This is a genomic window from Microbulbifer maximicatervae (SeqCode), from assembly GCF_052468155.1.
Window position 1 is genome coordinate 2413998 of sequence record NZ_CP174335.1, and the last position, 23341, is coordinate 2437338.

Genomic DNA, 23341 nt, shown 5'->3' on the forward strand with positions numbered 1-23341 from the left:
AAATCAACTTCGATCTCGGCAATGCCGCGCCACTGAACGCAGTAACTCAATGACTTCGTCTTCCTCCTCCTGTTATCACTGCGGACTCCCAGTCCCTCCCGGCAGCAACCACTCGGTGGTTATCGACGGGGCCGCCCGGGATATGTGTTGTCCAGGTTGTGAGGCGGTAGCCAGCGCTATCGTTTCCGGTGGTCTGGATGGCTTTTATCGCTTCCGGGAGAAGGAGAGCGACAGGCCGGAGGAAGCTCAACCCCAGGACCGCTGGGCGGCATACGATTTGCCGGAAGTGCAGCAGCAGTTCGTTCACGATTGGGATAACGGCAACAAGATTGCCTCGCTGTTGATTAGCGGTATTACCTGTGCGGCCTGTGTGTGGCTGATAGAAAAGCACCTGGGGCAGTTGGACGGGATTGAGAAGGTCTCTGTCAACGCCAGTACCCAGCGTGCCCAGATCGGTTTTAATCCCGACAAGATCAAACCCAGTGAGCTGTTTGGCGAACTGGAAAGGATTGGCTACCGGCCGGCCCCGGCTACTGCGGCCAACCAGGAAAGTGTGATCCAGAGCGAACACCGCGCCGCCCTGCGCCGCCTGGGTGTCGCCGGACTCGGCACCATGCAGGTGATGATGTTTGCCATCGCCCTGTATTTTGGTGCTGCAGCGGAAGAGGGCGTCGGCGAGTTTGAGCGCTACTTCCGCTGGGTTTCCCTGCTGGTAGCAACGCCAGTGGTTTTCTACGCGGCGCGCCCATTTTTCAGTGCCGCTTTGCGCAGCCTGCGCGCCCGACACCTGAGTATGGATGTGCCGGTGTCCCTGGCGATTGGTATGGCCTATGTCGCCAGCTTTTACGCCACCGTATTCGGCACCGGTGAGGTGTACTTCGAATCTATCTCCATGTTCACCTTCTTCCTGTTGTTGGGGCGGACGGTGGAAATGCGCGCCCGCCATCGGGCGGGCTTAGCCAGCGGTGGTCTGGCTCAGTTGTTGCCGATGACGGCGGCCAAATACCAAGGGGACGATATTGTCCATGTACCGGTGGCCGCATTGGTCGCTGGGGATAAAGTTTTGTTGCGCCCGGGAGACACTATCCCCGCCGATGGGGAGGTGCTGGAGGGCGTTAGTGGTGTGGATGAATCCCTGCTCAGCGGTGAATCGGCACTGCAACAGAAGTCTGCAGGCAGCCCGGTTTATGCCGGTAGTGTCAACGGCGATTCCACCCTGACTATTCGAATTACGGCAGCGGGGCAGTCGACTCGCTTGTCCGCTATTGAGCGCCTGGTAGAACGGGCGCAATTAGATAAACCCAACCAAGTGGCCCTGGCAGATCGGGTCGCGGGTATTTTTGTCGGTGTCGTTCTATTCGCGGCACTAGCGGCGTTTGTTGTCTGGTGGCAAATCGACCCCAGTCGCGCTTTTTGGGTATCCCTGTCTGTGCTGGTGGTGACTTGCCCCTGTGCACTGTCGCTGGCAACCCCTGCCGCCCTGGCCTCCGCCACCCTGCGTTTACAGCAGTTGGGACTTCTTGTGGCTGGAGGCAGCCTACTGGAAACGCTGCCGCGTATCGGTCGGGTGCTGTTCGACAAGACCGGCACCCTGACGCGCGGTGAGCCGAGAATCCTGCATATTGATTTGCTGCGGGCCAACTGGAGCGAGCAGCGGGTTAAGGATGTTGCCGCTGCCCTGGAATCCCAGACCAATCACCCCCTGGCCAGGGCCTTCCGCGCCTGGCGTGGCAATCTCATCGCCACTGATCTGAAAGTTCATACCGGAGCTGGTCTGGAAGGGCAGATCGAGGGGGACAGTTACCGGCTGGGTAAGGCGAGCTTTGTCTCCAGTGAGGATGTTTCTACACCCGAAGGGGAGGGGCAGTGGCTGCTGCTCGGCGACTCCCTGGGTCCTATTGCCTGGATTGCGTTGGGGGATAAGTTACGGAACTCGGCAACCAGCGCTGTTGAGGGTTTGACTGAGCAAGGTCTTTCAGTGGAACTGCTCAGTGGTGACCAGTCTGCGGAGGTTGAGCGGCTGGCAGGGCGAGCGGGTATCGACAACTACCGCGCCGGTGCCTCGCCAGAGGACAAGCTCAGCCATATGAAGCAGCTGCAAAGCGATGGTGAGAAGGTGTTAATGGTAGGGGATGGCATCAATGATGTGCCAGTGCTCTCTGGTGCCGATGCCTCTGTGGCGATGATGTCTGCGGCGGATCTGGCCCAGTCCCGCGCCGATGCCATTTTGCTGAACGGAGATCTCGAAGTGCTGCCCAAATCTATAGAGCTGGCGCACAAGTGCCGCCGAATTGTGCGGCAAAACCTGGCATGGGCTCTGGGTTACAACGTGATTGCCCTGCCGCTGGCATTTTGCGGTCTGGTGCCGCCCTGGGCTGCGGCAATCGGTATGTCCCTGAGTTCTCTGATCGTAGTGCTAAATGCGTTGCGTCTGTCCCGTGGACAGGAAGTCGACGAAAACCCTGTGAGCGCTGCGGCTTAATCCCGTGCTCACAGAAAGAGAGGAGGTGTAACTGATGGAAAGTCTGTATTTCCTGATTCCCATTGCGGTGATTTTGGTTGGCTTTGCGGTGAAGCTCTTTTTCTGGGCCGTGAATAACGGACAGTACGATGACCTGGAAACGGAAGGTCGTCGCATTTTGTTTGATGACGATGATGTTCAGCAGGACAAATCTGACGCGGAAAGGAAGCAGGAGAAGTAAGTGGGGGACTGGGGTTTTTTAGCGGCGGCGCTCGCTATCGGTTTTTTGGGTAGCAGTCACTGCATCGGTATGTGTGGGGGAATCTCCGGAGCGCTGGGTATGGCGGTACCGGGCAAAAAAACTGCTTGGGTGCAGCTGGGCTCTTACCAATTGGGTCGCCTGGGTAGCTATGCGCTGATGGGAGCGCTCGCTGGTGCCCTCGGTGCGGCGATACTGCCGGCACTAACTCCGCTGCGATTTGCTGCCGGGATCATGTTGATCCTGATGGCGCTGTACATCGGCGGTATCTGGCAGGGATTGGCTTGGATTGAAAAAGGGGGCCGCTACCTTTGGCGCTATGTGCAGCCACTATCGGCCAAATTATTACCGGTTCGCTCTGCGGGGCAGGCATTGGCACTGGGCTCCCTGTGGGGCTGGTTGCCCTGTGGTTTGGTTTACAGCGCGCTGACTTTTGCCCTGGCCCAGGGCAGTGCTGAGCGGTCTGCCCTGGCGATGTTTGCTTTTGGTCTGGGCACTGTGCCCGCCATGCTGGCTACTGGTGCTGCGGCGGCGCAGGTGCGTGGCATCGTGCAAAAGCCGGGGGTTCGCTATGGTTTCGCCGCAGCGATTTTGCTGTTTGGTATCTGGACCATTTGGGGGGCTATGGGCCACGGTGGACACGGAGACCACGCCAATCACGGGCAGATGAGCGGGATGGAAGTTCCCGCAGAAGACACGGAAGAGCAGGGACACCATCATCACCATCACTAAGCGCAGTGATGATGGGTCCTGTGGGCGCTAGAGATCGATCCGCAGGGACAGGTCGATAGCGCGCAGGTGCTTGGTCAGGCTACCGGAAGAGATATAGTCCACTTCCAGTTCAGCTAACTGAGCGATGCGATCCCGGTCGACACTGCCGGAAAGCTCAATTTTGGCTTTGCCTTTGGCCAGTTTCAGGGCCGTTCTAGTGTCTTCATCATTGAATTCGTCGAGCATAATCACGTCCACACCGACGGCGAGCGCCTGCTCCAGCTCTTCAATATTTTCCACTTCGACTTCAATCAAGGCTTCCGGCTTGATCACTCGCGCTTGGGCGACGGCGTGTTCAATGCCTCCGGCGGCGAAGATATGGTTCTCTTTGATCAGGAAGGCGTCGTAAAGACCGATGCGGTGATTGTGGCAGCCACCGCAAAGTACGGCGTACTTCTGTGCGCTGCGCAGACCGGGAATGGTCTTGCGGGTGTCGAGAATCTTCACCTCAGTGCCTTCAGCTCGCGCGGCGAACTCCGCAGCGGTTGTGGCAGTACCGGATAAGGTTTGCAGGAAATTCAGTGCGGCGCGTTCGCCGGTCAGGATAGCGCGGGCATTGCCTTCCAGCTCAAAAATAACGGCATTGGCGCTGATGCGGTCGCCATCCTCGAAGTGCCAGGTGAGGACGAGTTCCGGGTCCAGGGCGTGGAATACAGCCTCTACCCAGGCGCGACCACTCAGAGTGCAATCTTCGCGGGTGATTACCCGAGCCCGCGCATTGCGGTCCTCTGGGATCAGCTGGGCGGTGATATCGCCACTACCAATATCTTCTTCCAGGGCCACCTGAACTGCGCGTTGCAGGTCGGCAGTGATATTGGGAATAGCCGTGTCTTGTGGTCGCATTGGGAAACCTCGAAATTAACGCCGACGCAGTTTACCAAAACACTCGGGGTTTTGATTGCTCAACTCAATCACCGGCAAGTAGCAGTTGGCTCGACGAATAGCTGTGATAGGTGTCTCAAATATGTCGCGGAACTGTGTAAAACAGCCCAGAAACGCTAGTAGAATGCCAAAGAGCTAGGTTTGATCGCAATCTGAACTGTTCTCGGACAGGGCTGGGAATCGTTGCCCCTTCGCGTTCAAAACTTGAGTGAAATCAAGAGCTTCGGCAGATTTTTCACAGATGATCGCGCCCGGAGATCGGCGGTTTGGAGATCCGATTTACGGGGGTGCAAGTCCCCGTAGTCGCTTGGAAAGCCACTTTTCCACTCACCAATTTTGCTATTAGCCACAGCGTTTTAAGTCGGACGGTATTCGAAGGACCTCTTGGAAATGAGTGAATCCAGCAAGGTAGTTTCCCTCTCAGAGAAAAGTGGAGCGCGCAATATTTCTGCATCTGGTAAGCCCGCTGTTCTGCCCGCCGCAGTAACAATGCTGAAAGAAAAAGCGACGGATCAGTTACTGGAGCGAATTAAAGCACTGTTTGGCAAAGTGGATGATTCGTTGTTTGCCATGGCTGAGCGAGCCCACGGCCAGGAGGAACAGGATGGGCTTTTCCAGGCCTTGCGACTGTTGCGCGTTGAGCGGCGTAATATTGCTGAGCACTTTGTCCAGAATATCTCTCACGCTTTCCTGGTTCGCCAGGAAGAAAAGGCTGAAAGCAATTTCGCTTCCGATAATTTATCGCTAGTTCACAATGATGACCTAGAGCAATTGGTCGCTGCTGATACCATGGTGGCCACGGCTAAGCGCGATTTTGCCGAGCCCCTCACTGCATTGTGCATGAGGCTCGATACGCTCTATGCGGTCAAAGTCTATGACAAGAACAACCCCTTGGGCCCTGATGTCATTTGTGATGCCTTTGTAGACTCGATTCAAGAACTGAATCTCCATATTCGTGCCCGCCTTACTCTGCTGAAGAAGTTCGAGCAGATGGTCATGTTGCAGCTGCGCGACTTCTACGAATTCTGTAATCAACTGCTCATAGAGCAGGGCGTGCTGCCATCGCTACAGGAGCAGCAGCGTGCAGCTAGGCAGGTACCTGCTTACAACAGTACTTCCAATTCCCCTGGTGTTCCCAGTGTACCCATTGGGGGGGGGAGTAGTGTGGTGGCCGGCAACCCATCGACGCAAGGTGGCGTAGCAACTACGGGACACTTTCCCCCTGGGTTAGTGTCCGCTGCAACCGGTGTTACTCCTATGCCTGCAGGGGATCTGCTTTCCCACTTGGGCGCGCTGCAAAGTGGCAGCCACTATCAAGGTGGAAGTGCGGTACAGCTTTTGAATGTGGGCGAATTGCTTCAGCAGCGCTTGGTGGATTCCAACCAGGCCGCTTCGCTGGCAAAAGTCGATAGCGATGTGATCAAGCTGGTAGAGATGTTGTTTTCCTTTATCCTGGAGGACCGCAGCCTTGCCACCCAAATCAAATCACTTCTGGGTCGCCTGCAACTGCCGCTGTTGAAAGTAGCCATTGCAGACAAGTCATTTTTTAGTAAAGGCGGCCACCCTGCGCGCAAATTGCTGAACGAGTTGGCCGATGCCGCTACCGGATGGCAGGCGGGGGATAACTACGAATCCGATCCCCTGTACAAAGAGATATCCGAAATTGTTGAGCGCGTGCTTAATGAGTTTGATCGGGATATCAATATCTTTGCCGTTTTGCTGGAATCCCTGCGCGAATTTATCGTCCGCGAGCGCAAGCGTGCCGAGATGTTGGAGCGCCGCGTTGTCGATGAGGCGGATGGTCGGGCTAAAACCCAAGCTGCCCGCGCACGGGTTGCCGCAGTCATGGATGCCTTGGTTGCAGAGCGGGATCTGCCACAGGTGGTACAGGATTGGTTGAACAAAGTTTGGAACAACGTGCTGTTCCTGACCTGTGTTAAAGAGGGAACAGAGAGCGACGCCTGGAACCGTGACGTGCGCACAGCGAGAGATCTCGTGTGGAGTGTGCAGGCCCCAATGCCGGATTCCCGCAAACAGTTATTGAGCTTACTGCCTGTTTTGCAGGAGAGATTGCGCGAGGGAATTGAGGCGCTTTCCTATAACGCTTTCGAAGCGCGTACCCTTTTCACCGGCCTCAAAGAAGTTTATCGCGAGCGCTTTGCCCTGGCCCAGCAACTGGCGGAGCAGCGTGAACGTGAAGTGGCAGAGCAGGTTGCCCGCGAAGTGCGCGCAGCGAAATCTGCTGAGCCTGCGCCTGTTGTTGCTGATAATGTTGCTGACAAGCCTGTTGCCCCTATCGTGGAGCAGGAAACTGCTGCTGATGCCGGACCCGCTGATGTTACTGAAGCTACGGTTGATGAAATTGCAGTGACTGAAGCGGTTATTGCAGAAGTCGTGGTTACCCAGGAAGTGGCTGTGCCGCAGATGGAAGAGCTTGAGCAGGCAGTTGCCGACGCAGAGGTGGCTGCACCGGAGCAGGATGGACTGGCCCCCCTTGACGAAGATGATCCCCACTGGCAGATGACCTTCCGCCTGGCACAGGGCAGTTGGTTCGAGCTGAAGCGCTCTGAGGACGAGCAGTTCCGTTGTCGTCTGGCGGCGGTAATTCGCGATATCGACCAGTTTATCTTCGTTAATCGCAATGGCGCCAAAGTCGCTGAATTTGCCCGACTAGAGCTGGCCCATGCGCTGCGTTCGGCACAACTGCTGCCGCTGGATGACGGCATGTTGTTTGAGCGGGCGCTGCAGTCCGTAATTGGCAATGTGCGCAAGAAGCGCAGTGAGCAGCGCTAATTTTCAGGAATTTAACGAGCGGACGTTGAGTATTTAGCAGGGATACTCAGTGGCCAGTGGTTTTCCGCAAGTTATGTCGCGATACTGCTCCGATCAGATTGGCATATCGATCAACGCTTCCATAGAATGGTAACTGCTGAAGCCTCGGTCGATACCGGGGCTATCAATAGGTTGCAGCGGAGATCGCAGATTGAAATATCAAGTGGAGTCTGGCTGGTTGGCGGGCGCGCGCCGGGTTCCGAGTCCTCATTGCAATAGCCGCCCGGAAGACTGTGCGGTGGATCTATTGGTGATTCACAGTATCAGCTTGCCGCCCGGACAGTATGGCGGCCCCTACATCGATGCCTTTTTCCTGGGGCAGTTGGATATCGATGCGCACCCCTATTTTGCCGATATTGCTGCGTTACAGGTGTCTGCGCATATTTTGATCGACCGCGATGGCCTGGTAACTCAATACGTGCCCCTTGATCGGCGTGCCTGGCACGCGGGCAAGTCCGAGTTTAAAGGTCGCACTAATTGCAATGATTTTTCCATTGGTATTGAGCTGGAAGGTTTGGATACCGATATTTACACCGACTCCCAATATCACGCACTTGCCGAGGTGAGTGCTGCGATTATGCAAGCTTACCCCGCTATTGATATCGATAGAATTGCCAGTCATTCGGATATTGCTCCCGGAAGGAAATTGGACCCGGGTCCGGGGTTTGACTGGGAGCGCTACCTCAACAAGCTGAAAGAAATCGTCTGATACCCAGTAGCGGACCTTAAAAGTGGGAAGGGTTTCTGTAACAGGAGCCGCAGCACGATTTTGATAACTGAAACAGTCTCGGATTATTTATGACTCTGTTAATTGTTCTGATCACCGTTGCCCTGGTGCAAATCTGGGGCTCAGGGGCTCCGTTACATCGCGATGGTTGGTTCAGTCGCTGGAGTCAGTACTTACAGGCGTTGCCCAGCATTAATGGCAATAGCGGCCTGCTGCTTGGTGTCACTATCCTGGTTCCAGTATTGATTTCTGCAATTGTGATGACGCTGGCAGAGGGCGCTGCGGGTGGTCTGGGCTACCTGCTGTTGGGGGTGCCACTGCTGCTCTATTGTCTCGGTCGCGGCAACTTCAACGATATCGTCGCAAATTACCTGCGCCACTGGTATAGCGGAGACCTGGAAGGTGCCACCAAAGCGGCGGCGCCCATTTTGCGCGAGTTACACGAAGCGCCCTCCGATGACACTTGTCTGCATGAACAGGTATTTCGCGGCGCTGCCTACTGCGCCTTTGAGAGACTCTTCGCTGTGCTGTTCTGGTTTATTTTGCTGGGTATTCCCGGGGCAGTACTCTTCCGCTTGAGTGCTTTGTACGCAGAAAATACTCGGGGCTCCTCCGATGAGGCGACGGCGGCGCGTTGGTTGTGGTTGCTGGAATGGCTGCCGGTCCGTGTGATGGGGCTGAGCTTTGCCATTGTGGGTAACTTTGCCGGTTGTTACCGCGCCTGGCGCCGGGTGTTGATGTGTCGTGAGAGCCATACCGATCAGGTTCTCGAGGCTTACCTGGAAGGAGCTCTCGGCGGTATTGACGCCAGTGAGTGCAGTGGTGGTTCCGATCTGTCTCAGATGCAGCGCCAAAGTGGTGCGGAGATTGAAGGGCTGCAAGCGCTGCTATCCAGAACCTTGCTACTGTGGATCACTGGTTTGGCCCTTCTGGTTCTGTTTATCTAAGGAGCCTCTGAATAATCCCGCAATGCCTGTATCATCGCCCCAGAGCTACTTTTGTCTGCTGGGGCGATTGTTGAATTTGTCGCCATTTTCAAAATTTTCTCTCCTTCCTATCTTGACTTATCCCCCCCTTCCTACGAAATTGCGCGCCCCAGCGGCCGGACTTCGGTGCTTTGCCATATCAATAAAGCGAAGCTAGTCATTGCCTGCGACGGCTTATACTCATTGGAGGAAGTAGGGTTTGGAAGTTTCGGTATTGGAACCGCAAATGTTGTCAGATCTGGCTAGGGCAAACGATTGGAACGCAGCCACATTAGTGGCGGGCTTGCGAACCTATTTTCGCAGCGGCAGCACCACTGAATTGAGTTGGCGGCGCAAGCAACTGTCTCAGCTGCGCAAGATGATCTCCGAGAACGAGGCACATTTTGCCCAAGCCCTTCACGATGATTTGCGCAAAGCTCCCCAGGAAAGCTACCTCACTGAAATTTCATTTCTTTACAACGATATCGATCACACCCTGAAGTCCCTAAAGAAATGGGTGCGCCCGCGCAAGGTCCAATCGCCGATGATGACCCAGCCGGCCAAGAGCTATGTGCAACCGGAACCACTGGGTGTTGTGCTGATTATCGGTGCCTGGAATTATCCGCTGCAATTATTGTTATCGCCGCTGGTACCGGCGATTGCCGCCGGCAATTGTGCGGTGGTAAAGCCCTCTGAGTTATCGCCAGCAACCTCCCGGTTAATCGCAGAATTATTACCGCGTTATCTCGACAACGATGCCTTTGCGTGTGTCGAAGGTGGTGTGGCAGAAACCACGGCGCTGCTGGAGCAGCGTTGGGACCATATTATGTACACCGGCGGTGGCCGGGTCGGCAAAATCATAATGAGTGCGGCGGCTAAATACCTGACTCCGGTAACCCTGGAACTCGGCGGAAAGAGCCCTTGTATTGTTGCCGACGATGCCAACCTGGAAGTGGCTGCACGGCGAATTGCCTGGGGTAAATTTACCAACGCGGGGCAGACTTGTATCGCCCCGGATTATGTTCTCTGTAGTCGGCAGACAGCCGATCGGCTCACCCCCATGTTGCAGCGGGTGCTCTGGGAAATGTATGGGGAGCACCCGCGGGAATCTGCCGACTATGGGCGTATTATTAACAGCCAGCACACCCTTCGCCTGTCGGATTACCTGGGGGATGGAGAGGTGGTATTTGGCGGTGAAGTCGATGTGGATGACTGCTATATGGCGCCCACCATAATGCGCAACGTCAATCTCTCTGCGGGAGTTATGCAGGAGGAGATCTTTGGCCCGATACTCCCCATTATTGAACTGGATGATTTCTCCAAAGCGGAGGAGTTTGTCAATGAGCGAGAGAAGCCCCTGGCCCTGTATGTATTTACCCAGGATGAAGCATTGGCGGATCGAATTCTATCCCGTTGCAGCTCCGGCAACGCCTGTGTGAATGACTGTATGATGTTTATGCTGGCCCAGGACCTGCCTTTTGGAGGCGTCGGTGCCAGCGGTATGGGGTCCTACCATGGAGAGCATGGCTTCCGCACTTTCAGTCATTACAAGGCCGTAATGCGGCGCAGAAATATCCTCGATATCGATATACGATATGCACCCTTCAACGACAGGAAAATGAAATTCCTGCGTATGCTCAGCAAATAATCCCTTATCGACAGGCACGGTTTTCCACTGTGCCTGCTCCGTAGAACACTGGATGTTATCGACGGTGGATAAGCTGGATTATTCCTATGTAGTCGAAAAGGATACACAGTGTTATGCCCCTGGATCGCAACGAGATACCTGCCAGTGAGGATGTATTTAGTGCCGCACAAAATATTGCAGGCATGGTACACGAGACCCCTCTGCTCAGCTCTCGGCAGCTGAACGAGCTGACGGGCGCTAATTTGCGGTTTAAGTGTGAGCACTTGCAGAAAGTGGGTGCCTTTAAAGCGCGGGGCGCGGCTAATGCGCTTTCGCTGCTCCCAGACGGGGTCGAGGAAGTTGCCACCCATTCGTCCGGTAATCACGGTGCGGCGCTCGCCTGGGCAGCAGCCCAGCGGGGGTTGGCCTGCACGGTGGTGATGCCCGAAACGGCTCCCAAGACGAAACGCATGGCGGTTGAGGGGTACAGTGCCAAAGTGGTGACTTCGGGCCCCAGCCTGGCTGATCGCGAATCCACTTTGGCAAAGGTACTTGAAGAAACCGGTGCGCACGAAGTCCCGCCCTATGACGATAAGCGCATTATTGCAGGGCAGGGCACTGTAGCCATGGAAGTGCTCAAGCAGAGCCGCGAACAGGGCTTTGCTCCAGACGTTATTGTGGCGCCAGTGGGAGGCGGTGGACTTTTGTCCGGCGTGGGATTGGCTATGGCTGCGCTTGCCCCCGATATCCTGGTAATTGGTGCGGAACCTGCCGGAGCGGATGATGCCCAGCGTTCACTGCGCGGTGGCGTTCATATCACCACACAACAACCCGATACGATCGCCGATGGTCTGCGCACAACATTGGGCGGCAAAAATTACGCCGTTATTGAGCGCACGGTGCGGGATATTGTGACAGTCAGCGAAGCTGGTATCGTCAATGCGATGCGGCTATTGTGGACACGAACCAAACAGCTGGTAGAACCGTCGGCTGCGGTGGGTCTCGCTGCGATCATTGAGCACAGCGCGCGCTTTCGCAATAAGAATGTCGTGGTTGTTCTGACCGGCGGAAATATGGATCTGGACAAAGTGGGCCCACTGCTGTCCAGTGAAGAAAACTAAAAGGGGAACTGGGATATGAGCCATTTATTGAAAAAGGGCGGCCGGGGTTTGGCCGGGCTGCTTTGTGCTGCTGCGCTGTCGCTGACTGGAACCAACGCGATTGCTGAGAAGCTGACACTGTCATCCAGCTCCCTACAAGCTGGAAAGAAAATGCCCATGGCTCATGTTTATGGCAGCTGCGGCGGTGAGAACCTGTCTCCCCAATTGAGTTGGAGTGGGGCACCGGAGGGCACAAAGAGTTTTGCTATTACCGCTTACGATCCCGACGCGCCCACCGGCAGTGGTTGGTGGCACTGGGTGGTATTTAATATCCCAGTGGATACGACCAATCTTCCGGAAGGGGCCGGTGACTTGAAAAACGGCCTGATTCCAGAAGCAGTGCAGGGGCGCAATGATTATGGTAATTCCGGTTACGGTGGTGCCTGCCCGCCCAAGGGGAACGGGGATCATCGCTATCGTTTTCGTGTCTATGCCTTGAAAGTGGAATCCCTGCCGCTGGATGAAAACACTTCTCCTGCTAAAGTTGGCTTCAATATCAATGCCAATAAGTTGGCCGAAGCGGAGCTGGAAGTTTTGTGGGGCCACTGAGTAAATAAACTAATCTAAGGAGCCTCTGAATAATTCCGTAATGCCTCTGCGGGTCTTGAAGGTTGCAGATGTTAGGCGCAGCTCGCCGCGAATGGCCGTAGCCCTTTGCAAGAGCTGCAACGCAGCAGCTGTGGCCTTCAAGGCCCGCCCTTCGGGGCTTGCATAGCGATTCACACTCCGCGTTGCGACTTCTTGAAAGGTCTAGACATTCCTGCGAAGCCGCGCCTTGATTGTGAACCGCTATGCATGCCAGAGGTATCACGGAGTTATTCAGAGGCTCCCTAATACTCCGCTGCACAGGAACACCTGTTGCAGCGGCTGAGGCTCTGGAGGCCCGCGCTTGACCAACTTACAAAAACAAATGACATGGGGGCAAGCGCTGGCCGCTTATTTGAAGCCCCGTGTACTCACCATGTTTTTCCTCGGCTTTTCCGCCGGCCTCCCATTACTGCTGGTTTTCTCTACTTTGACTGCCTGGCTGCGGGACTACGGTGTCAGCCGTACCGCCATCGGGTTTTTTGCCTGGGTGGGGATTACCTTTTCGATCAAGGTTCTCTGGGCCCCTATTGTCGATCAGCTGCGTCTGCCTTTTTTCACGGATAAATTGGGCAAGCGTCGGGGCTGGATGCTGGTATCCCAAATCGGGATAGCGATTGGCCTGATAGGTATGGCCAGTTTAAATCCCCAGCTCTCCCTGATGCACGTAGCCCTACTGGCCCTGTGGGTCGCTTTCTGTTCGGCCTCTCAAGATGTGGCGATTGATGCCTATCGAATTGAGGCCATGGATGACGACTACCAGGGCGCTATGGCTGCCAATTATGTATTTGGCTATCGGGTGGCAATGCTGATAGCCGGAGCGGGTGCCCTGTTTATTGCGGATATCTTTAGCTGGTCCGGTGCTTATCTTGCGATGGCCGGGTTGATGGGCGTGGGCCTGATTACCACTCTGATTATTGCCGAGCCCGATCACAGCAAGGTAAACAAAGAAGCCGATGAGCTGCAAAGCGAGTGGGCACAGCGGTTGTTGGGCAAGGGGGAGCATGGTCGCATGAAGCAGTGGTTTATTCGCGCCGTGGCCTGCCCCTTTATCGAGTTTTTTCAGCGCAATGGCCGCTTTGCAATCATTCTGTTGCTATTTATCGGTATCTTCCGTTTAAGTGACATTGCGATGGGGGTGATGGCCAATCCCTTCTATTTGGATCTGGGCTTTACCAAAACGGAAATTGCTGAAATCAGTAAGCTGTTTGGCTTCTTCTGTACCATTATCGGTTCCTTTCTAGGCGGGCTGTTAGTGGTGCGATACGGTGTTGTGCGTCCGCTGATACTGGGTTCGGTTATGGTCGCCTGCACCAACCTGTTATTTGCCCAACTCGCTGTGATCGGTCCCGATAAAGCCTGGTTGGCGCTGGTAATTAGTGCGGACAACATCAGTGGAGGAATTGCCAATGCGATACTGATCGCGTTTCTCTCCAGTCTTGCCAATAAAGCTTATACCGCCACTCAATATGCTTTGTTCAGCTCCCTGATGACCTTGCCGGGGAAATTTATCAGTGGTTTTTCCGGCATAGTGGTGGATGCTCAGGGTTATGCCTACTTCTTTATTTATGCGGCGCTTATGGGAATACCAGCCATTGTGCTGTCCATTTATTTCTGGCGCCGCGAGCAGCGCGACTGGCCGGGAGAAGAAGTTCAGCCGGGAGCGGGCACTACCTAAGGTTTACAGGGATGCTATTTCCTCTCTAAGAGTACATCCCGAATTCAGCTCTTTTCTAAATCCCTATGTCATATCAAAACTCTTCGCCGGGCATTCTGCCCGGCTTGTGTCTATGGTGGTTGTAAAGGTGAAACCCACCCCTCCATAGACTCGCCCTTATGTTCGATTGTGTGTCTGTTGCCTGTTGGGTCGGGTATCACTGGTAGATGATGCTCAGCGAATAAAAGCGACAAACTATGGCCCACGAAACCATCCGGGAGGCGGTGTTTAATCGGCGCATGCTGATTTGTATTGGCACCGGTTTCTCTTCGGGGATGCCTCTTTTTGTATTGATACAGTTGGTGCCCGCTTGGCTGCGTACCGAAGGCGTGGATCTGGCCACTATCGGTATTTTTGCATTGCTCGGATTGCCCTATACGTGGAAATTTATCTGGTCTCCATTGATGGAGCGCTACGCATTCCCGATGCTCGGTCGCCGGCGGGGCTGGATGCTGGTAATGCAGCTGTTATTGATTGTTTCCATTGGTGTCCTGGGGATGTTCAGTCCCCAGTTTGATATTTGGTCAATTGCCGCAATTTGCTTTGCCGTGGCTTTTTTTAGCGCCAGCCAGGATATAGTCCTGGATGCTTTCCGACGCGAGATTCTGCCAGACCAGGAGTTGGGTCTGGGCAATTCCTTTCATGCCAACGCCTATCGTATTTCCGGCTTGATTCCGGGATCCCTCAGCTTGATCCTGTCGGACCACCTGGCCTGGGACCAGGTGTTTATGATTACTGCGGCCTTTATGTTGATTGCCGTCTTTATGACCTTGATGGTGGCGGAGCCAGACCATCCAGCAGGTCGTCCTAAATCTTTGCGCGAGGCCATTGTTTTACCCTTTGTCGAATTCTTTAATCGCAATGGCGTAAAACAGGCGGTGCTCGTACTGGCCTTTATGTTTTTGTACAAGCTTGGCGATAGCATGGCTACGGCACTGGCGACGCCCTATTACCTGGATATGGGATATTCCAATACGGATATCGGCATAGTGGCAAAGAATGCCGGTTTGTGGCCTGCGGTAATTGGCGGCTTCTTTGGCGGCTTATTAATTGTAAAGATTGGGATTAATAAGTGCCTATGGATTTTCGGGGTGGTACAGCTGGTTTCAATTTTCGGATTCATGATTTTGTCTGAAGTGAATGGCGAGCTGGTGGGCACTCCAGATTTCAATCCTAGCCTCTGGCTATTGGCGATAGTAATTGCCTTTGAGTATCTCGGGGTGGGGTTGGGGACAGCGGTGTTTATTGCATTTATCGCCCGCACTACCAGCAAGTTGCACACTGCAACTCAATTTGCCTTGTTTACAGCGTTGACTTCGCTCCCGCGCACCTTCGCCAATGCCTCCACCGGCTATTTGGTGGAGGGAATGGGGTGGACACACTTCTTTCTCCTGTGTGCCGTTTTGGCGGTGCCTGGAATGATCCTGTTATTTTGGGTCGCGCCCTGGGGGGCTGATGAAGTAGCGTAGTTTTCTGTCTGCGATTGGGGCTAAGGTTTCCAGCGGTATTTGCCCATATCCACTCGCCCTTTCAGCAGTATGACCCCCTCTCTTTCCAGTCTTTCACGCTGGCGGCTGGCGCCGGGTTCCGGCAGGGAGATGCGCCCCTGGGCGTTGATCACCCGGTGCCAGGGTAGCTTGGTACCCCGGGGTAATTTACGCAGGGTCTGACCTGCAAGTCTCGCAGCGCGTGGGTAGCCGGCCATCTCAGCCAAGTCCCCGTAGGTGACAACCCGCCCTTTGGGGATCGCCGCCAAGGCTTGGCATATTCTTTCCAGGGAGTTCTGTTTTTCCATAAAAAGCTCTAAATATCGGCGAATTACGCCAACTGGGCGCAATTTTTTACTTTGTAATCTCCTGAAAATGAGATTTTTATTCGCCATTTATGGATACTTTACCAGCTCGCAAGGTCACAGTCCCCTGGGCGCGAAGGCCTCCGCTGTGACGGCGTGCCACATGATTCTAGTTATGGCATCATGGTGCGATTGTTGAGGCTGTTTGCACCGTTCATACACCTAAAAAGTCCAAGGTTTCTTAGTGGTTTTATCGACACGACTTCCCAAGCTCTTTGCTCGAACTCTCTTGTTTCTTGTGCCCTTCCAGGCCCATGCCGGTGTGCTGACCCTGGAAAATGGCGATCGTATTCAGGGCGAGTTGGTGCTGGTAGAGAAGGATCAGGTCACTTGGAAGTCAGAGACTTTTGGTGAAGTTAAAGTCGACAAATCCAAAGTGGTGTCGATGGATATCGATACCGATATCAAAATTGCCGGCAGGGATGAACCTTGCACCTTGGCTGGCCACCGCCAGGAGCGCTGGGAAGTGTACTGCGATGAAGGGCGCGGTTGGTTGATCGACTTCCCCGGTATTGAGCGGGCAGAACCCTACAGCACATTTACCACCAGTCCGGTGTTATTCAGCGGTGATGTTACCGCCGGAGGCGTATTCGAGAGCGGTAACCGTGAGCGTGAAGACCTCGATGCCAATATCAACTTGGATATCCGCCATGGAGATTTTAACCACCTGATTGGGGCGGTTTACCAGAACCAGGAAAGTGAAGAAGATGGTGACCTGGAAAAATACCAGCTCAACTATGACCTGCGCTGGATCTTTGCTGAGAAATGGTTTGCCGCTGCTAACAGTGAGTTGGAAAGGGAAGAGGCCCAGAACTTAGACCTGGGAACTACGCTCGGTCTCGGTATGGGTTATCTGTTTTACGATACCAGTAAGACCACTTTCTCCCTAGAAGGTGGCTTGAGTAGCCTGCACGAGAGTTTTATCGACGAAGAGTTGAGCGAAGACCAGGATGAACGCTATGTCGCCGGTCGAATTGCACTTAACTACCGCTACAAGTTTTCCCTTGGACCGGAAATTTATTTCGACCAGGAAACCTTACAATCCTTTGATCACAGTAACGACTACGAAGCTAACGCCAAGCTGGGGGTGCGCACACCGCTGGTTGAAGGCGTGCTGATGGAGATCGGTTACGAGTGGCAGTACGACAATACGCCCTCCCTGGAAAGTGAAAAAGAAGATACCAAAGTGACCGTTGGTGTCGGTTACGAATGGTAATTCCCCCTCGAGCCAGCATAGGGCAGGTTCGAAGGCAGTCATAAACGATAAATCTAAAAAACGAGCGACGACGAGGAGTTCAATATGCAAATCGCTGACAGTATTGTTGCGATTACCGGTGCGGGCCAGGGGTTGGGCCGAGCCATGGCCGAGTATCTGGCTGCGCGGGGCGCCCGCCTGGCCCTGATCGATGTTAATGAGGAAGGCCTGAAAGACAGCGTTGCAGCTTGTGAAAAGCTCGGTGCTGAGGCTCGCAGTTACTTGATCAATGTTGCCGATGAGGAAGCGGTGGACTCCGGTTTTGCGAAAATCGCAGCAGACTTTGGCGGACTCCAGGTTTTGGTTAATAACGCCGGCATTATGCGCGATGGCATGTTGCTCAAGTGTAAAGACGGCAAAGTGACAGATCGCATGTCCCTGGCACAGTGGAAGTCTGTGATCGATGTGAATCTTACCGGTGTATTCCTTTGTGGCCGTGCTGCTGCGGGCATTATGGCGGAAAGCGGCAAGGGTGGGGTGATGGTCAATATCTCAAGTTTGTCCCGTGCAGGCAACATGGGGCAGACCAACTACTCCGCCAGTAAAGCGGGTGTTGCAGCGATGACGGTATCCTGGGCACGCGAACTGGCGCGATACGGCGTGCGTGTTGCCGGGATTGCCCCGGGCTTTATCGGTACCGATATGGTTGCGCAAATGCGCCCTGAAATTCTTGAGAGCCTGGTAAAACAAGTGCCCCTGCGCAGGTTGGGTGAGCAGGATGAGATCGCCTCGACAGTAGCGTTTATTCTGGAGAACGACTATGTCACCGGTCGAGTGATAGATATTGATGGCGGAGCGCGCTTGTAAGCTTCCCTCTTCCCCAGCAAAAAAAGGGTGAACTGAGTTCACCCTTTTTTTGTTCCTGCTCCAATAAAGGTTTGCTAAGTTTTTTCGATCTTTTCTTTTTTAGCGTATCTGGAATTGAGATTCTTCCTGTAAAACAAATAGACGAGAAGTGAGATGGACAGCCAAATAACAATGGATGCTATCTCATGCAGGACGGTTCGATCTAGCGTCAGGTGGAAATCCCTGAGTAAAAACCCTTTGATCAGTGCTGACCATGCATACAACATTTTGCTCATATGCAAGGCCCACCAGGGCTTGCCATAGATTGTCGGGCGGAAAACAAACGTATAGAAATCAAGCCCTGCAAATATCAGCATCAATACTGAGGGGGCTAAGTAGATATTGGCGTAACCTGGGTGTTCATCCATGTCGTAGAAGAACATCTGGAGGTAGAAAATAGTTACCCATAAAGCGACTGCTGCAAGGACCCAATCAATCACATTGGATGTTATTCTTCCGTCCGTAGAATGTTTAATACGGGGCCATATGCGATAGGCGGAATAGATTGAATAGATAAATATGGAAGCCAGCCCAATTAACAGTAGGTCGGAATGGATGTTGTAAACATAGGCTGTATCAATCGGGTATTCGGGGATGTCTGCCTTGAGGTGTGGGATTAAATTTGGGTTAAACAGCATCATCAAGGCGCTGGCAGAAAAAACCAGGGCGAGTAGAAGCGTGGTAATACCGCACGCCCGATGATAGCGGCTTCCCTTTTTCATTAAGAGCGTCAGGGGGATGAGAAATATCGTCAGTATGATTGCTGAGACGGTATGCACTTGTATCAGTAGGTTTAACCCGCCAAGAGATGAGAGCAAATTGTCCATAGGTTGGTAGTTTTCTGCCAGCCGGAATAGAAATAGCTGTTGAGCCTACTGTTAAAAGTATCTTCAGCTATTCAATGAATTATGATAGCTGGGGGATTCTTTGGCTTTGTTGGCTTGATTCTTTAAGGAGTCCCTGATTATTGCCGCAATACCGCTACAGGGCTTTTATAGCGATCCACGTCTGGAGTTGTGACTTCCTAAAGGGATTGGATATTCCTACGAAGCCTCACATTGGTTGTGAATCGCTCTGCAAGCCAGAGGTACTACGGAATTATTCAAGGGTGCCCTGGAGAAATATCATTTCCATAGTTCCATTGATGGCCATCTACTCCTGGCTGTTTCCATAAAAAACAGTTGGTGTTAACTGATGCGCTGGACCCCATCTGTGCGAAACCGTGAATACATTAGCTGCCATAGCTGAAGTGTGCGCCCCCGGAATGCACCGGCGTAAGATAGTAGATAGTAGCGCCACATCCTGTAGAAGCGCTGGCCGTAGCGATCGGCAAAGCGCGGCCAGTTTTTCTCAAAGTTTTCATGCCAGGCCATTAGGGTTTTATCGTAGTAGTATCCAAAGTTGTGCAGGTCTTCGCACACTAGCAAGCGATCGGTCGCGTCGCCCAGCTGTCCTACGGAAGGTAGCTCACCACCTGGGAATATGTATTTTTCTGTCCACAAGTCCGTAGATGCGGTGCGCTGGTTGTTGCCGATCGTGTGCAGCATCATCAATCCATCTTTGTTCAGACAGCGCGCTGCTGTTTCCATAAATGTGCGGTAGTTCTTGCGGCCGACATGCTCAAACATCCCTACGCTGGCGATGCGGTCAAAAGGTTCGTTGAGTTCTCGATAGTCCTGAAGGCGAACAGTAATTGGCAGTTCACCATAGCGCTCTGTCACATAGGCTTTTTGCTCTCGGGAAATCGTAATCCCTACACACTCCACTTGATACTTTTGCGCGGCATAGCTAACCAGACTGCCCCAGCCACAGCCAATATCCAGCAAGCGCATCCCGGGTCTCAATTCCAGCTTGCGGCAAATCAGGTCCAGCTTGGCTTCCTGGGCTTGGTCGAGGGTTTCAGCCTCTTTCCAATAGCCGCAGCTGTACGTAAGCCGATTGTCGAGCATGGCACTATAGAATTCGTTGCCCAGGTCGTAGTGTTGCTCTCCCACATTAAACGAGCGGTTTTTGCTTTGTAGATTCACCAGGTAGCTGCGTGTGGCGCGCCAAAAGTAGCGCCAGTTCTTGATACTGTGATGAATCTCAGCACTGAGTAACCGGTGGAAGAATTGATCCAGGTCTTGGACATCCCAATCGCCGCGCATATAGGACTCACCCAGGCCCAAGCTGTGCCGGGCGATGACCTCATCAAGGGCTGCTTCCCGATGGAGTTGCAGGTCCCAGGGTCTTTCCCCGTTAATTTGAATGTCCGCTTTCGCCAATATATCGTCCACTAAGTGGCGACTGCGTCCGATGGCTGGCACTTCTATAGCATCCTGTTGCTCGCTTGCCATTCAATCCTTCCTCTCTCCAGTTACTTTGGGGTGGAATAAGGCGCCCTTGAATAATTTGCCTCCCCACTCCATTTACTACAGCATATTGAAAAAACCGTGATCGTCCCGGCTCTCTGCGAAGCTGGTTAACTAGGAATTTCCACAATGCGCCCATTATTACTTCTATTTATAGCCCTACCTGTACTCGAAATGTGGGTGTTGATTGCCGTAGGGAGTGAAATTGGCGCCCTGCCAACGATCGGCCTGGTCATTTTGACCGCAGTGGTAGGAGTGACACTGCTTCGCCGCCAGGGGATCTCTACCCTGATGCGGGCCCAGGAGAAGATGCAGGCTGGAAATATTCCCGCCAAAGAGATGGTTGAAGGGATATTCCTCGCGGTGGGTGGTGTGCTGTTGCTCACCCCGGGCTTTATCACTGATTTCTTCGGCTTTATCTGCCTGATTCCTGGGCTCAGAAACCTGTTGCTCGGTTTTATCCTTCGCCACGTCAAAGTGGTTCCTCCGCAGAATTTTAACCAGTCGCCAAATCACAAGCGTGGCGATGACATTATCGAGGGGGAGTATTCGAAAGATGAGAAGCGCCCCGGAGAGAGTCAACACTCCGTTGAAGATAAGCGCCCCAAGTCCTGATTGGGTTAAAAAGTATACAAAATGTCAGTGATGAGAATTTGCTTTGCAGTTTTTTCACCTGATGGTGTTGAAATCCTTAATCCCGCCCATAGATAGGGTTCAACTGAGAATTAAGCCCCGCCTCTGGGGATCAGAGAGGGGTGAGGTTACCGGCCCAAAGGGCCAGTGCCGCCCATGTTGGAAACCATTAAAACGACTCAATGGAGAACTTATCCATGAAAATTCGTCCTTTACACGACCGCGTCGTAGTACGCCGTAAGGAAGAAGAAGCGATGTCAGCTGGCGGTATCGTGCTGCCAGGCGCTGCCAAAGAAAAGCCGAACCAAGGTGAAGTGGTAGCCGTGGGTGAGGGCAAGCAGCTGGACAATGGCGATGTTCGCGCACTGTCTGTGAAGGTAGGTGACACTGTTGTTTTCGGTCGCTATGCCGACAGCAATACCCTCAAGGTGGAAGGCGAAGAGCTGATCATCATGAGCGAAGGTGACATCTACGGCGTGTTGGAAGGCTAAGGCCAGCCTTTAACTTTACTCGCAAAAAGAATTTGAGGAATAAGAATCATGGCAGCTAAAGACGTAATTTTCGGTGACGACGCTCGTCAGAAAATGCTGAAAGGCGTAAACATCCTGGCAGACGCTGTAAAAACTACCCTGGGCCCTAAAGGCCGCAACGTAGTTCTGGACAAGTCCTTCGGCGCTCCTACCGTAACCAAAGACGGTGTTTCCGTAGCCAAGGAAATCGAACTGCAAGACAAGTTCGAGAACATGGGCGCGCAGATGGTTAAAGAAGTCGCTTCCAAAGCTTCTGACACTGCGGGTGACGGCACCACTACCGCTACCGTTCTGGCCCAGGCTATCGTAACTGAAGGTCTGAAATCCGTAGCCGCTGGCTTCAACCCAATGGACCTGAAGCGCGGTATCGACAAAGCGGTAACCGCAGCTGTTGACCACATTGCTGGCCTGTCCACTCCTTGTGCTGATACCAAGTCTATCGCTCAGGTAGGTACTATCTCCGCTAACAGCGACGAGAGCGTTGGTACCATCATCGCTGAAGCCATGGAAAAAGTTGGCAAAGAAGGCGTTATCACTGTTGAAGAAGGTTCCGGCCTGGAAAACGAGCTGGACGTAGTAGAAGGCATGCAGTTCGACCGCGGCTACCTGTCTCCTTACTTCATCACCAACCAAGAGAACATGACTGCCGAGCTGGACAATCCGTTCATCCTGCTGGTAGACAAGAAAATCTCCAACATCCGCGACCTGCTGCCCCTGCTGGAGCAAGTAGCTAAAGCTTCCAAGCCGCTGCTGATCATCGCTGAAGACGTAGAAGGCGAAGCACTGGCAACTCTGGTTGTAAACAGCATGCGCGGCATCGTTAAAGTTGCTGCTGTTAAAGCACCTGGTTTCGGCGACCGTCGTAAAGCCATGCTGCAGGACATCGCTATCCTGACTGGCGGCACCGTGATTTCTGAAGAAGTTGGCCTGGAGCTGGAAGGTACCACTCTGGAGCACCTGGGTACTGCTAAGCGCGTAACCCTGTCCAAAGAAAATACTGTAATCGTTGACGGCGCTGGCAATGTTAAAGACATCGAAGCTCGCGTTAGCCAGATCCGTGCACAGATCGAAGAGTCCTCTTCCGACTACGACAAAGAGAAGCTGCAAGAGCGCGTAGCCAAGCTGGCTGGCGGTGTTGCGGTAATCAAAGTAGGCGCCGCTACTGAAGTGGAAATGAAAGAGAAGAAAGCCCGCGTTGAAGACGCGCTGCACGCTACCCGCGCCGCAGTAGAGGAAGGCGTAGTACCTGGCGGTGGTACCGCACTGGTTCGCGCTACCCAGGTTATCTCTGTAACTGGCGACAACGAAGACCAGAACCACGGCATCGCAGCAGCCCTGCGCGCTATGGAAATGCCTCTACGTCAAATCGTTTCCAACGCTGGTGACGAAGCTTCCGTAGTTGTTGACAAGATCAAGCAAGGCGAAGGCAACTTCGGTTACAACGCTGCTACTGGTGAGTACGGCGATATGCTGGAAATGGGTATCCTGGACCCAGCTAAAGTAACCCGCTCTGCTCTGCAAGCGGCAGCTTCTATCGCTGGCCTGATGATTACCACCGAAGCCATGGTTGCAGAAATTCCGGAAGACAAGCCGGCTGCTCCTGACATGAGCGGTATGGGTGGCATGGGCGGTATGGGCGGCATGATGTAAGCCGGCCTTAAGCCTATCTAAAAAGCCCCGCAATTGCGGGGCTTTTTTTTTGCCTTGTGGAAAGTGGTTTACTGGGGGCAGATTTCTCCAAGGTGTGAATTGGTGTAGATGAGAGCACTTAACTGCTGGAGCTTGGTGCGATACAGGGCAGTAGCAAAATCGAGTGAAGCAGGGCTGGTAAGTGATGGTGAATCTGACTTAAGTTGAAATAACAAACATAGAATGGAATCGGTGCGGA

At 53.6% G+C, this 23341-nt stretch carries 20 protein-coding genes; 16 read left to right on the plus strand and 4 right to left on the minus strand.

The genetic code is table 11. The annotated features are described in order from the left end of the window. Positions 1-49: 49 nt before the first annotated feature. Genes ACJJIY_RS10415 through ACJJIY_RS10425 form a run of 3 tightly spaced genes read left to right on the plus strand, consistent with a single transcriptional unit; the run spans position 50 to position 3452 of the window. On the plus strand, positions 50-2482 hold the full coding sequence (locus ACJJIY_RS10415; RefSeq protein WP_445359567.1) for a heavy metal translocating P-type ATPase: 2433 nt from the start codon (positions 50-52) through the stop codon (positions 2480-2482). Positions 2483-2516: 34 nt separating this feature from the next. Beyond that, entirely contained in the window at positions 2517-2702 is a 186-nt protein-coding gene (gene ccoS / locus ACJJIY_RS10420; RefSeq protein ID WP_108732140.1) for a cbb3-type cytochrome oxidase assembly protein CcoS, read from the plus strand. Next, positions 2703-3452, plus strand: coding sequence for a sulfite exporter TauE/SafE family protein (locus ACJJIY_RS10425; protein ID WP_444894890.1), 750 nt, complete (start codon positions 2703-2705; stop codon positions 3450-3452). It abuts the gene before it with no gap. Between the two features lie 27 nt (positions 3453-3479). Here the strand turns inward: ACJJIY_RS10425 and nadC are convergent, their stop codons facing one another. Continuing rightward, on the minus strand, positions 3480-4334 hold the full coding sequence (gene nadC / locus ACJJIY_RS10430; protein ID WP_444894889.1) for a carboxylating nicotinate-nucleotide diphosphorylase: 855 nt from the start codon (positions 4332-4334) through the stop codon (positions 3480-3482). 429 nt (positions 4335-4763) lie between these two features. Here nadC and ACJJIY_RS10435 point away from each other — a divergent pair, with 429 nt between their 5' ends. The 8 genes from ACJJIY_RS10435 to ACJJIY_RS10470 all read left to right on the plus strand — a co-directional run bounded on the left by ACJJIY_RS10435 (position 4764) and on the right by ACJJIY_RS10470 (position 15455). Continuing rightward, positions 4764-7166, plus strand: a complete 2403-nt coding sequence (locus tag ACJJIY_RS10435; RefSeq protein ID WP_444894888.1) for a DUF1631 domain-containing protein — start codon at positions 4764-4766, stop codon at positions 7164-7166. A 190-nt stretch (positions 7167-7356) separates the two neighbouring features. Further along, positions 7357-7914 (plus strand): 1,6-anhydro-N-acetylmuramyl-L-alanine amidase AmpD, encoded by a 558-nt coding sequence (ampD, locus tag ACJJIY_RS10440; RefSeq protein WP_413664710.1) that lies wholly within the window; start codon positions 7357-7359, stop codon positions 7912-7914. An 89-nt stretch (positions 7915-8003) separates the two neighbouring features. Continuing rightward, positions 8004-8879 carry a regulatory signaling modulator protein AmpE gene (gene ampE, locus ACJJIY_RS10445; protein WP_444894887.1) on the plus strand — a complete coding sequence of 292 codons (876 nt, stop codon included), beginning with the start codon at positions 8004-8006 and terminating at the stop codon, positions 8877-8879. A 238-nt stretch (positions 8880-9117) separates the two neighbouring features. Next, complete coding sequence (locus tag ACJJIY_RS10450) at positions 9118-10545, plus strand: aldehyde dehydrogenase family protein (RefSeq protein WP_445359568.1); 1428 nt, start codon at positions 9118-9120, stop codon at positions 10543-10545. Positions 10546-10658: 113 nt separating this feature from the next. After that, positions 10659-11645, plus strand: coding sequence for a threonine ammonia-lyase (locus ACJJIY_RS10455; protein ID WP_445359569.1), 987 nt, complete (start codon positions 10659-10661; stop codon positions 11643-11645). 15 nt (positions 11646-11660) lie between these two features. Next, positions 11661-12233, plus strand: a complete 573-nt coding sequence (locus ACJJIY_RS10460; RefSeq protein ID WP_444894884.1) for a YbhB/YbcL family Raf kinase inhibitor-like protein — start codon at positions 11661-11663, stop codon at positions 12231-12233. A 340-nt stretch (positions 12234-12573) separates the two neighbouring features. Beyond that, a complete protein-coding gene (locus ACJJIY_RS10465; protein ID WP_444894883.1) occupies positions 12574-13947 on the plus strand; it encodes an AmpG family muropeptide MFS transporter in 1374 nt (457 codons plus the stop codon). A 236-nt stretch (positions 13948-14183) separates the two neighbouring features. Then, positions 14184-15455: an AmpG family muropeptide MFS transporter gene (locus ACJJIY_RS10470; RefSeq protein ID WP_413664716.1), complete on the plus strand. Its 1272-nt coding sequence runs from the start codon at positions 14184-14186 to the stop codon at positions 15453-15455. Positions 15456-15475: 20 nt separating this feature from the next. Here the strand turns inward: ACJJIY_RS10470 and ACJJIY_RS10475 are convergent, their stop codons facing one another. Continuing rightward, positions 15476-15781: an MGMT family protein gene (locus ACJJIY_RS10475; RefSeq protein WP_413664717.1), complete on the minus strand. Its 306-nt coding sequence runs from the start codon at positions 15779-15781 to the stop codon at positions 15476-15478. A 241-nt stretch (positions 15782-16022) separates the two neighbouring features. Between ACJJIY_RS10475 and ACJJIY_RS10480 the strand changes: the two genes are divergently transcribed. Beyond that, entirely contained in the window at positions 16023-17054 is a 1032-nt protein-coding gene (locus ACJJIY_RS10480) for a DUF481 domain-containing protein (protein WP_444914470.1), read from the plus strand. Between the two features lie 84 nt (positions 17055-17138). Next, positions 17139-17900 carry an SDR family oxidoreductase gene (locus ACJJIY_RS10485; protein ID WP_445359570.1) on the plus strand — a complete coding sequence of 254 codons (762 nt, stop codon included), beginning with the start codon at positions 17139-17141 and terminating at the stop codon, positions 17898-17900. Positions 17901-17974: 74 nt separating this feature from the next. Here ACJJIY_RS10485 and ACJJIY_RS10490 read toward each other — a convergent pair whose 3' ends face one another. Next, positions 17975-18766: a hypothetical protein gene (locus tag ACJJIY_RS10490; protein ID WP_445359571.1), complete on the minus strand. Its 792-nt coding sequence runs from the start codon at positions 18764-18766 to the stop codon at positions 17975-17977. A 360-nt stretch (positions 18767-19126) separates the two neighbouring features. Next, positions 19127-20275 carry a cyclopropane fatty acyl phospholipid synthase gene (gene cfa / locus ACJJIY_RS10495; RefSeq protein ID WP_445359572.1) on the minus strand — a complete coding sequence of 383 codons (1149 nt, stop codon included), beginning with the start codon at positions 20273-20275 and terminating at the stop codon, positions 19127-19129. A 144-nt stretch (positions 20276-20419) separates the two neighbouring features. Here cfa and ACJJIY_RS10500 point away from each other — a divergent pair, with 144 nt between their 5' ends. From ACJJIY_RS10500 to groL, 3 genes are all read left to right on the plus strand, one after another. Then, positions 20420-20905 carry an FxsA family protein gene (locus ACJJIY_RS10500; protein ID WP_444914467.1) on the plus strand — a complete coding sequence of 162 codons (486 nt, stop codon included), beginning with the start codon at positions 20420-20422 and terminating at the stop codon, positions 20903-20905. Between the two features lie 215 nt (positions 20906-21120). Beyond that, complete coding sequence (locus tag ACJJIY_RS10505) at positions 21121-21414, plus strand: co-chaperone GroES (protein ID WP_020412315.1); 294 nt, start codon at positions 21121-21123, stop codon at positions 21412-21414. A gap of 48 nt (positions 21415-21462) precedes the next feature. Continuing rightward, positions 21463-23103 carry a chaperonin GroEL gene (gene groL / locus ACJJIY_RS10510; protein WP_445359573.1) on the plus strand — a complete coding sequence of 547 codons (1641 nt, stop codon included), beginning with the start codon at positions 21463-21465 and terminating at the stop codon, positions 23101-23103. Positions 23104-23341 lie beyond the last annotated feature (238 nt).

Excerpts from the sequence above, each read along its gene's own strand:
- ACJJIY_RS10415 (WP_445359567.1), top strand. The coding sequence starts at position 50 with ATGACTTCGTCTTCCTCCTCCTGTTATCACTGCGGACTCCCAGTCCCT.
- ccoS (WP_108732140.1), top strand. The coding sequence starts at position 2,517 with ATGGAAAGTCTGTATTTCCTGATTCCCATTGCGGTGATTTTGGTTGGC.
- nadC (WP_444894889.1), bottom strand. The coding sequence starts at position 4,334 with ATGCGACCACAAGACACGGCTATTCCCAATATCACTGCCGACCTGCAA.
- ACJJIY_RS10435 (WP_444894888.1), top strand. The coding sequence starts at position 4,764 with ATGAGTGAATCCAGCAAGGTAGTTTCCCTCTCAGAGAAAAGTGGAGCG.
- ampE (WP_444894887.1), top strand. The coding sequence starts at position 8,004 with ATGACTCTGTTAATTGTTCTGATCACCGTTGCCCTGGTGCAAATCTGG.
- ACJJIY_RS10455 (WP_445359569.1), top strand. The coding sequence starts at position 10,659 with ATGCCCCTGGATCGCAACGAGATACCTGCCAGTGAGGATGTATTTAGT.
- ACJJIY_RS10460 (WP_444894884.1), top strand. The coding sequence starts at position 11,661 with ATGAGCCATTTATTGAAAAAGGGCGGCCGGGGTTTGGCCGGGCTGCTT.
- ACJJIY_RS10470 (WP_413664716.1), top strand. The coding sequence starts at position 14,184 with ATGGCCCACGAAACCATCCGGGAGGCGGTGTTTAATCGGCGCATGCTG.
- ACJJIY_RS10475 (WP_413664717.1), bottom strand. The coding sequence starts at position 15,781 with ATGGAAAAACAGAACTCCCTGGAAAGAATATGCCAAGCCTTGGCGGCG.
- ACJJIY_RS10485 (WP_445359570.1), top strand. The coding sequence starts at position 17,139 with ATGCAAATCGCTGACAGTATTGTTGCGATTACCGGTGCGGGCCAGGGG.
- ACJJIY_RS10490 (WP_445359571.1), bottom strand. The coding sequence starts at position 18,766 with ATGGACAATTTGCTCTCATCTCTTGGCGGGTTAAACCTACTGATACAA.
- cfa (WP_445359572.1), bottom strand. The coding sequence starts at position 20,275 with ATGGCAAGCGAGCAACAGGATGCTATAGAAGTGCCAGCCATCGGACGC.
- ACJJIY_RS10500 (WP_444914467.1), top strand. The coding sequence starts at position 20,420 with ATGCGCCCATTATTACTTCTATTTATAGCCCTACCTGTACTCGAAATG.
- ACJJIY_RS10505 (WP_020412315.1), top strand. The coding sequence starts at position 21,121 with ATGAAAATTCGTCCTTTACACGACCGCGTCGTAGTACGCCGTAAGGAA.
- groL (WP_445359573.1), top strand. The coding sequence starts at position 21,463 with ATGGCAGCTAAAGACGTAATTTTCGGTGACGACGCTCGTCAGAAAATG.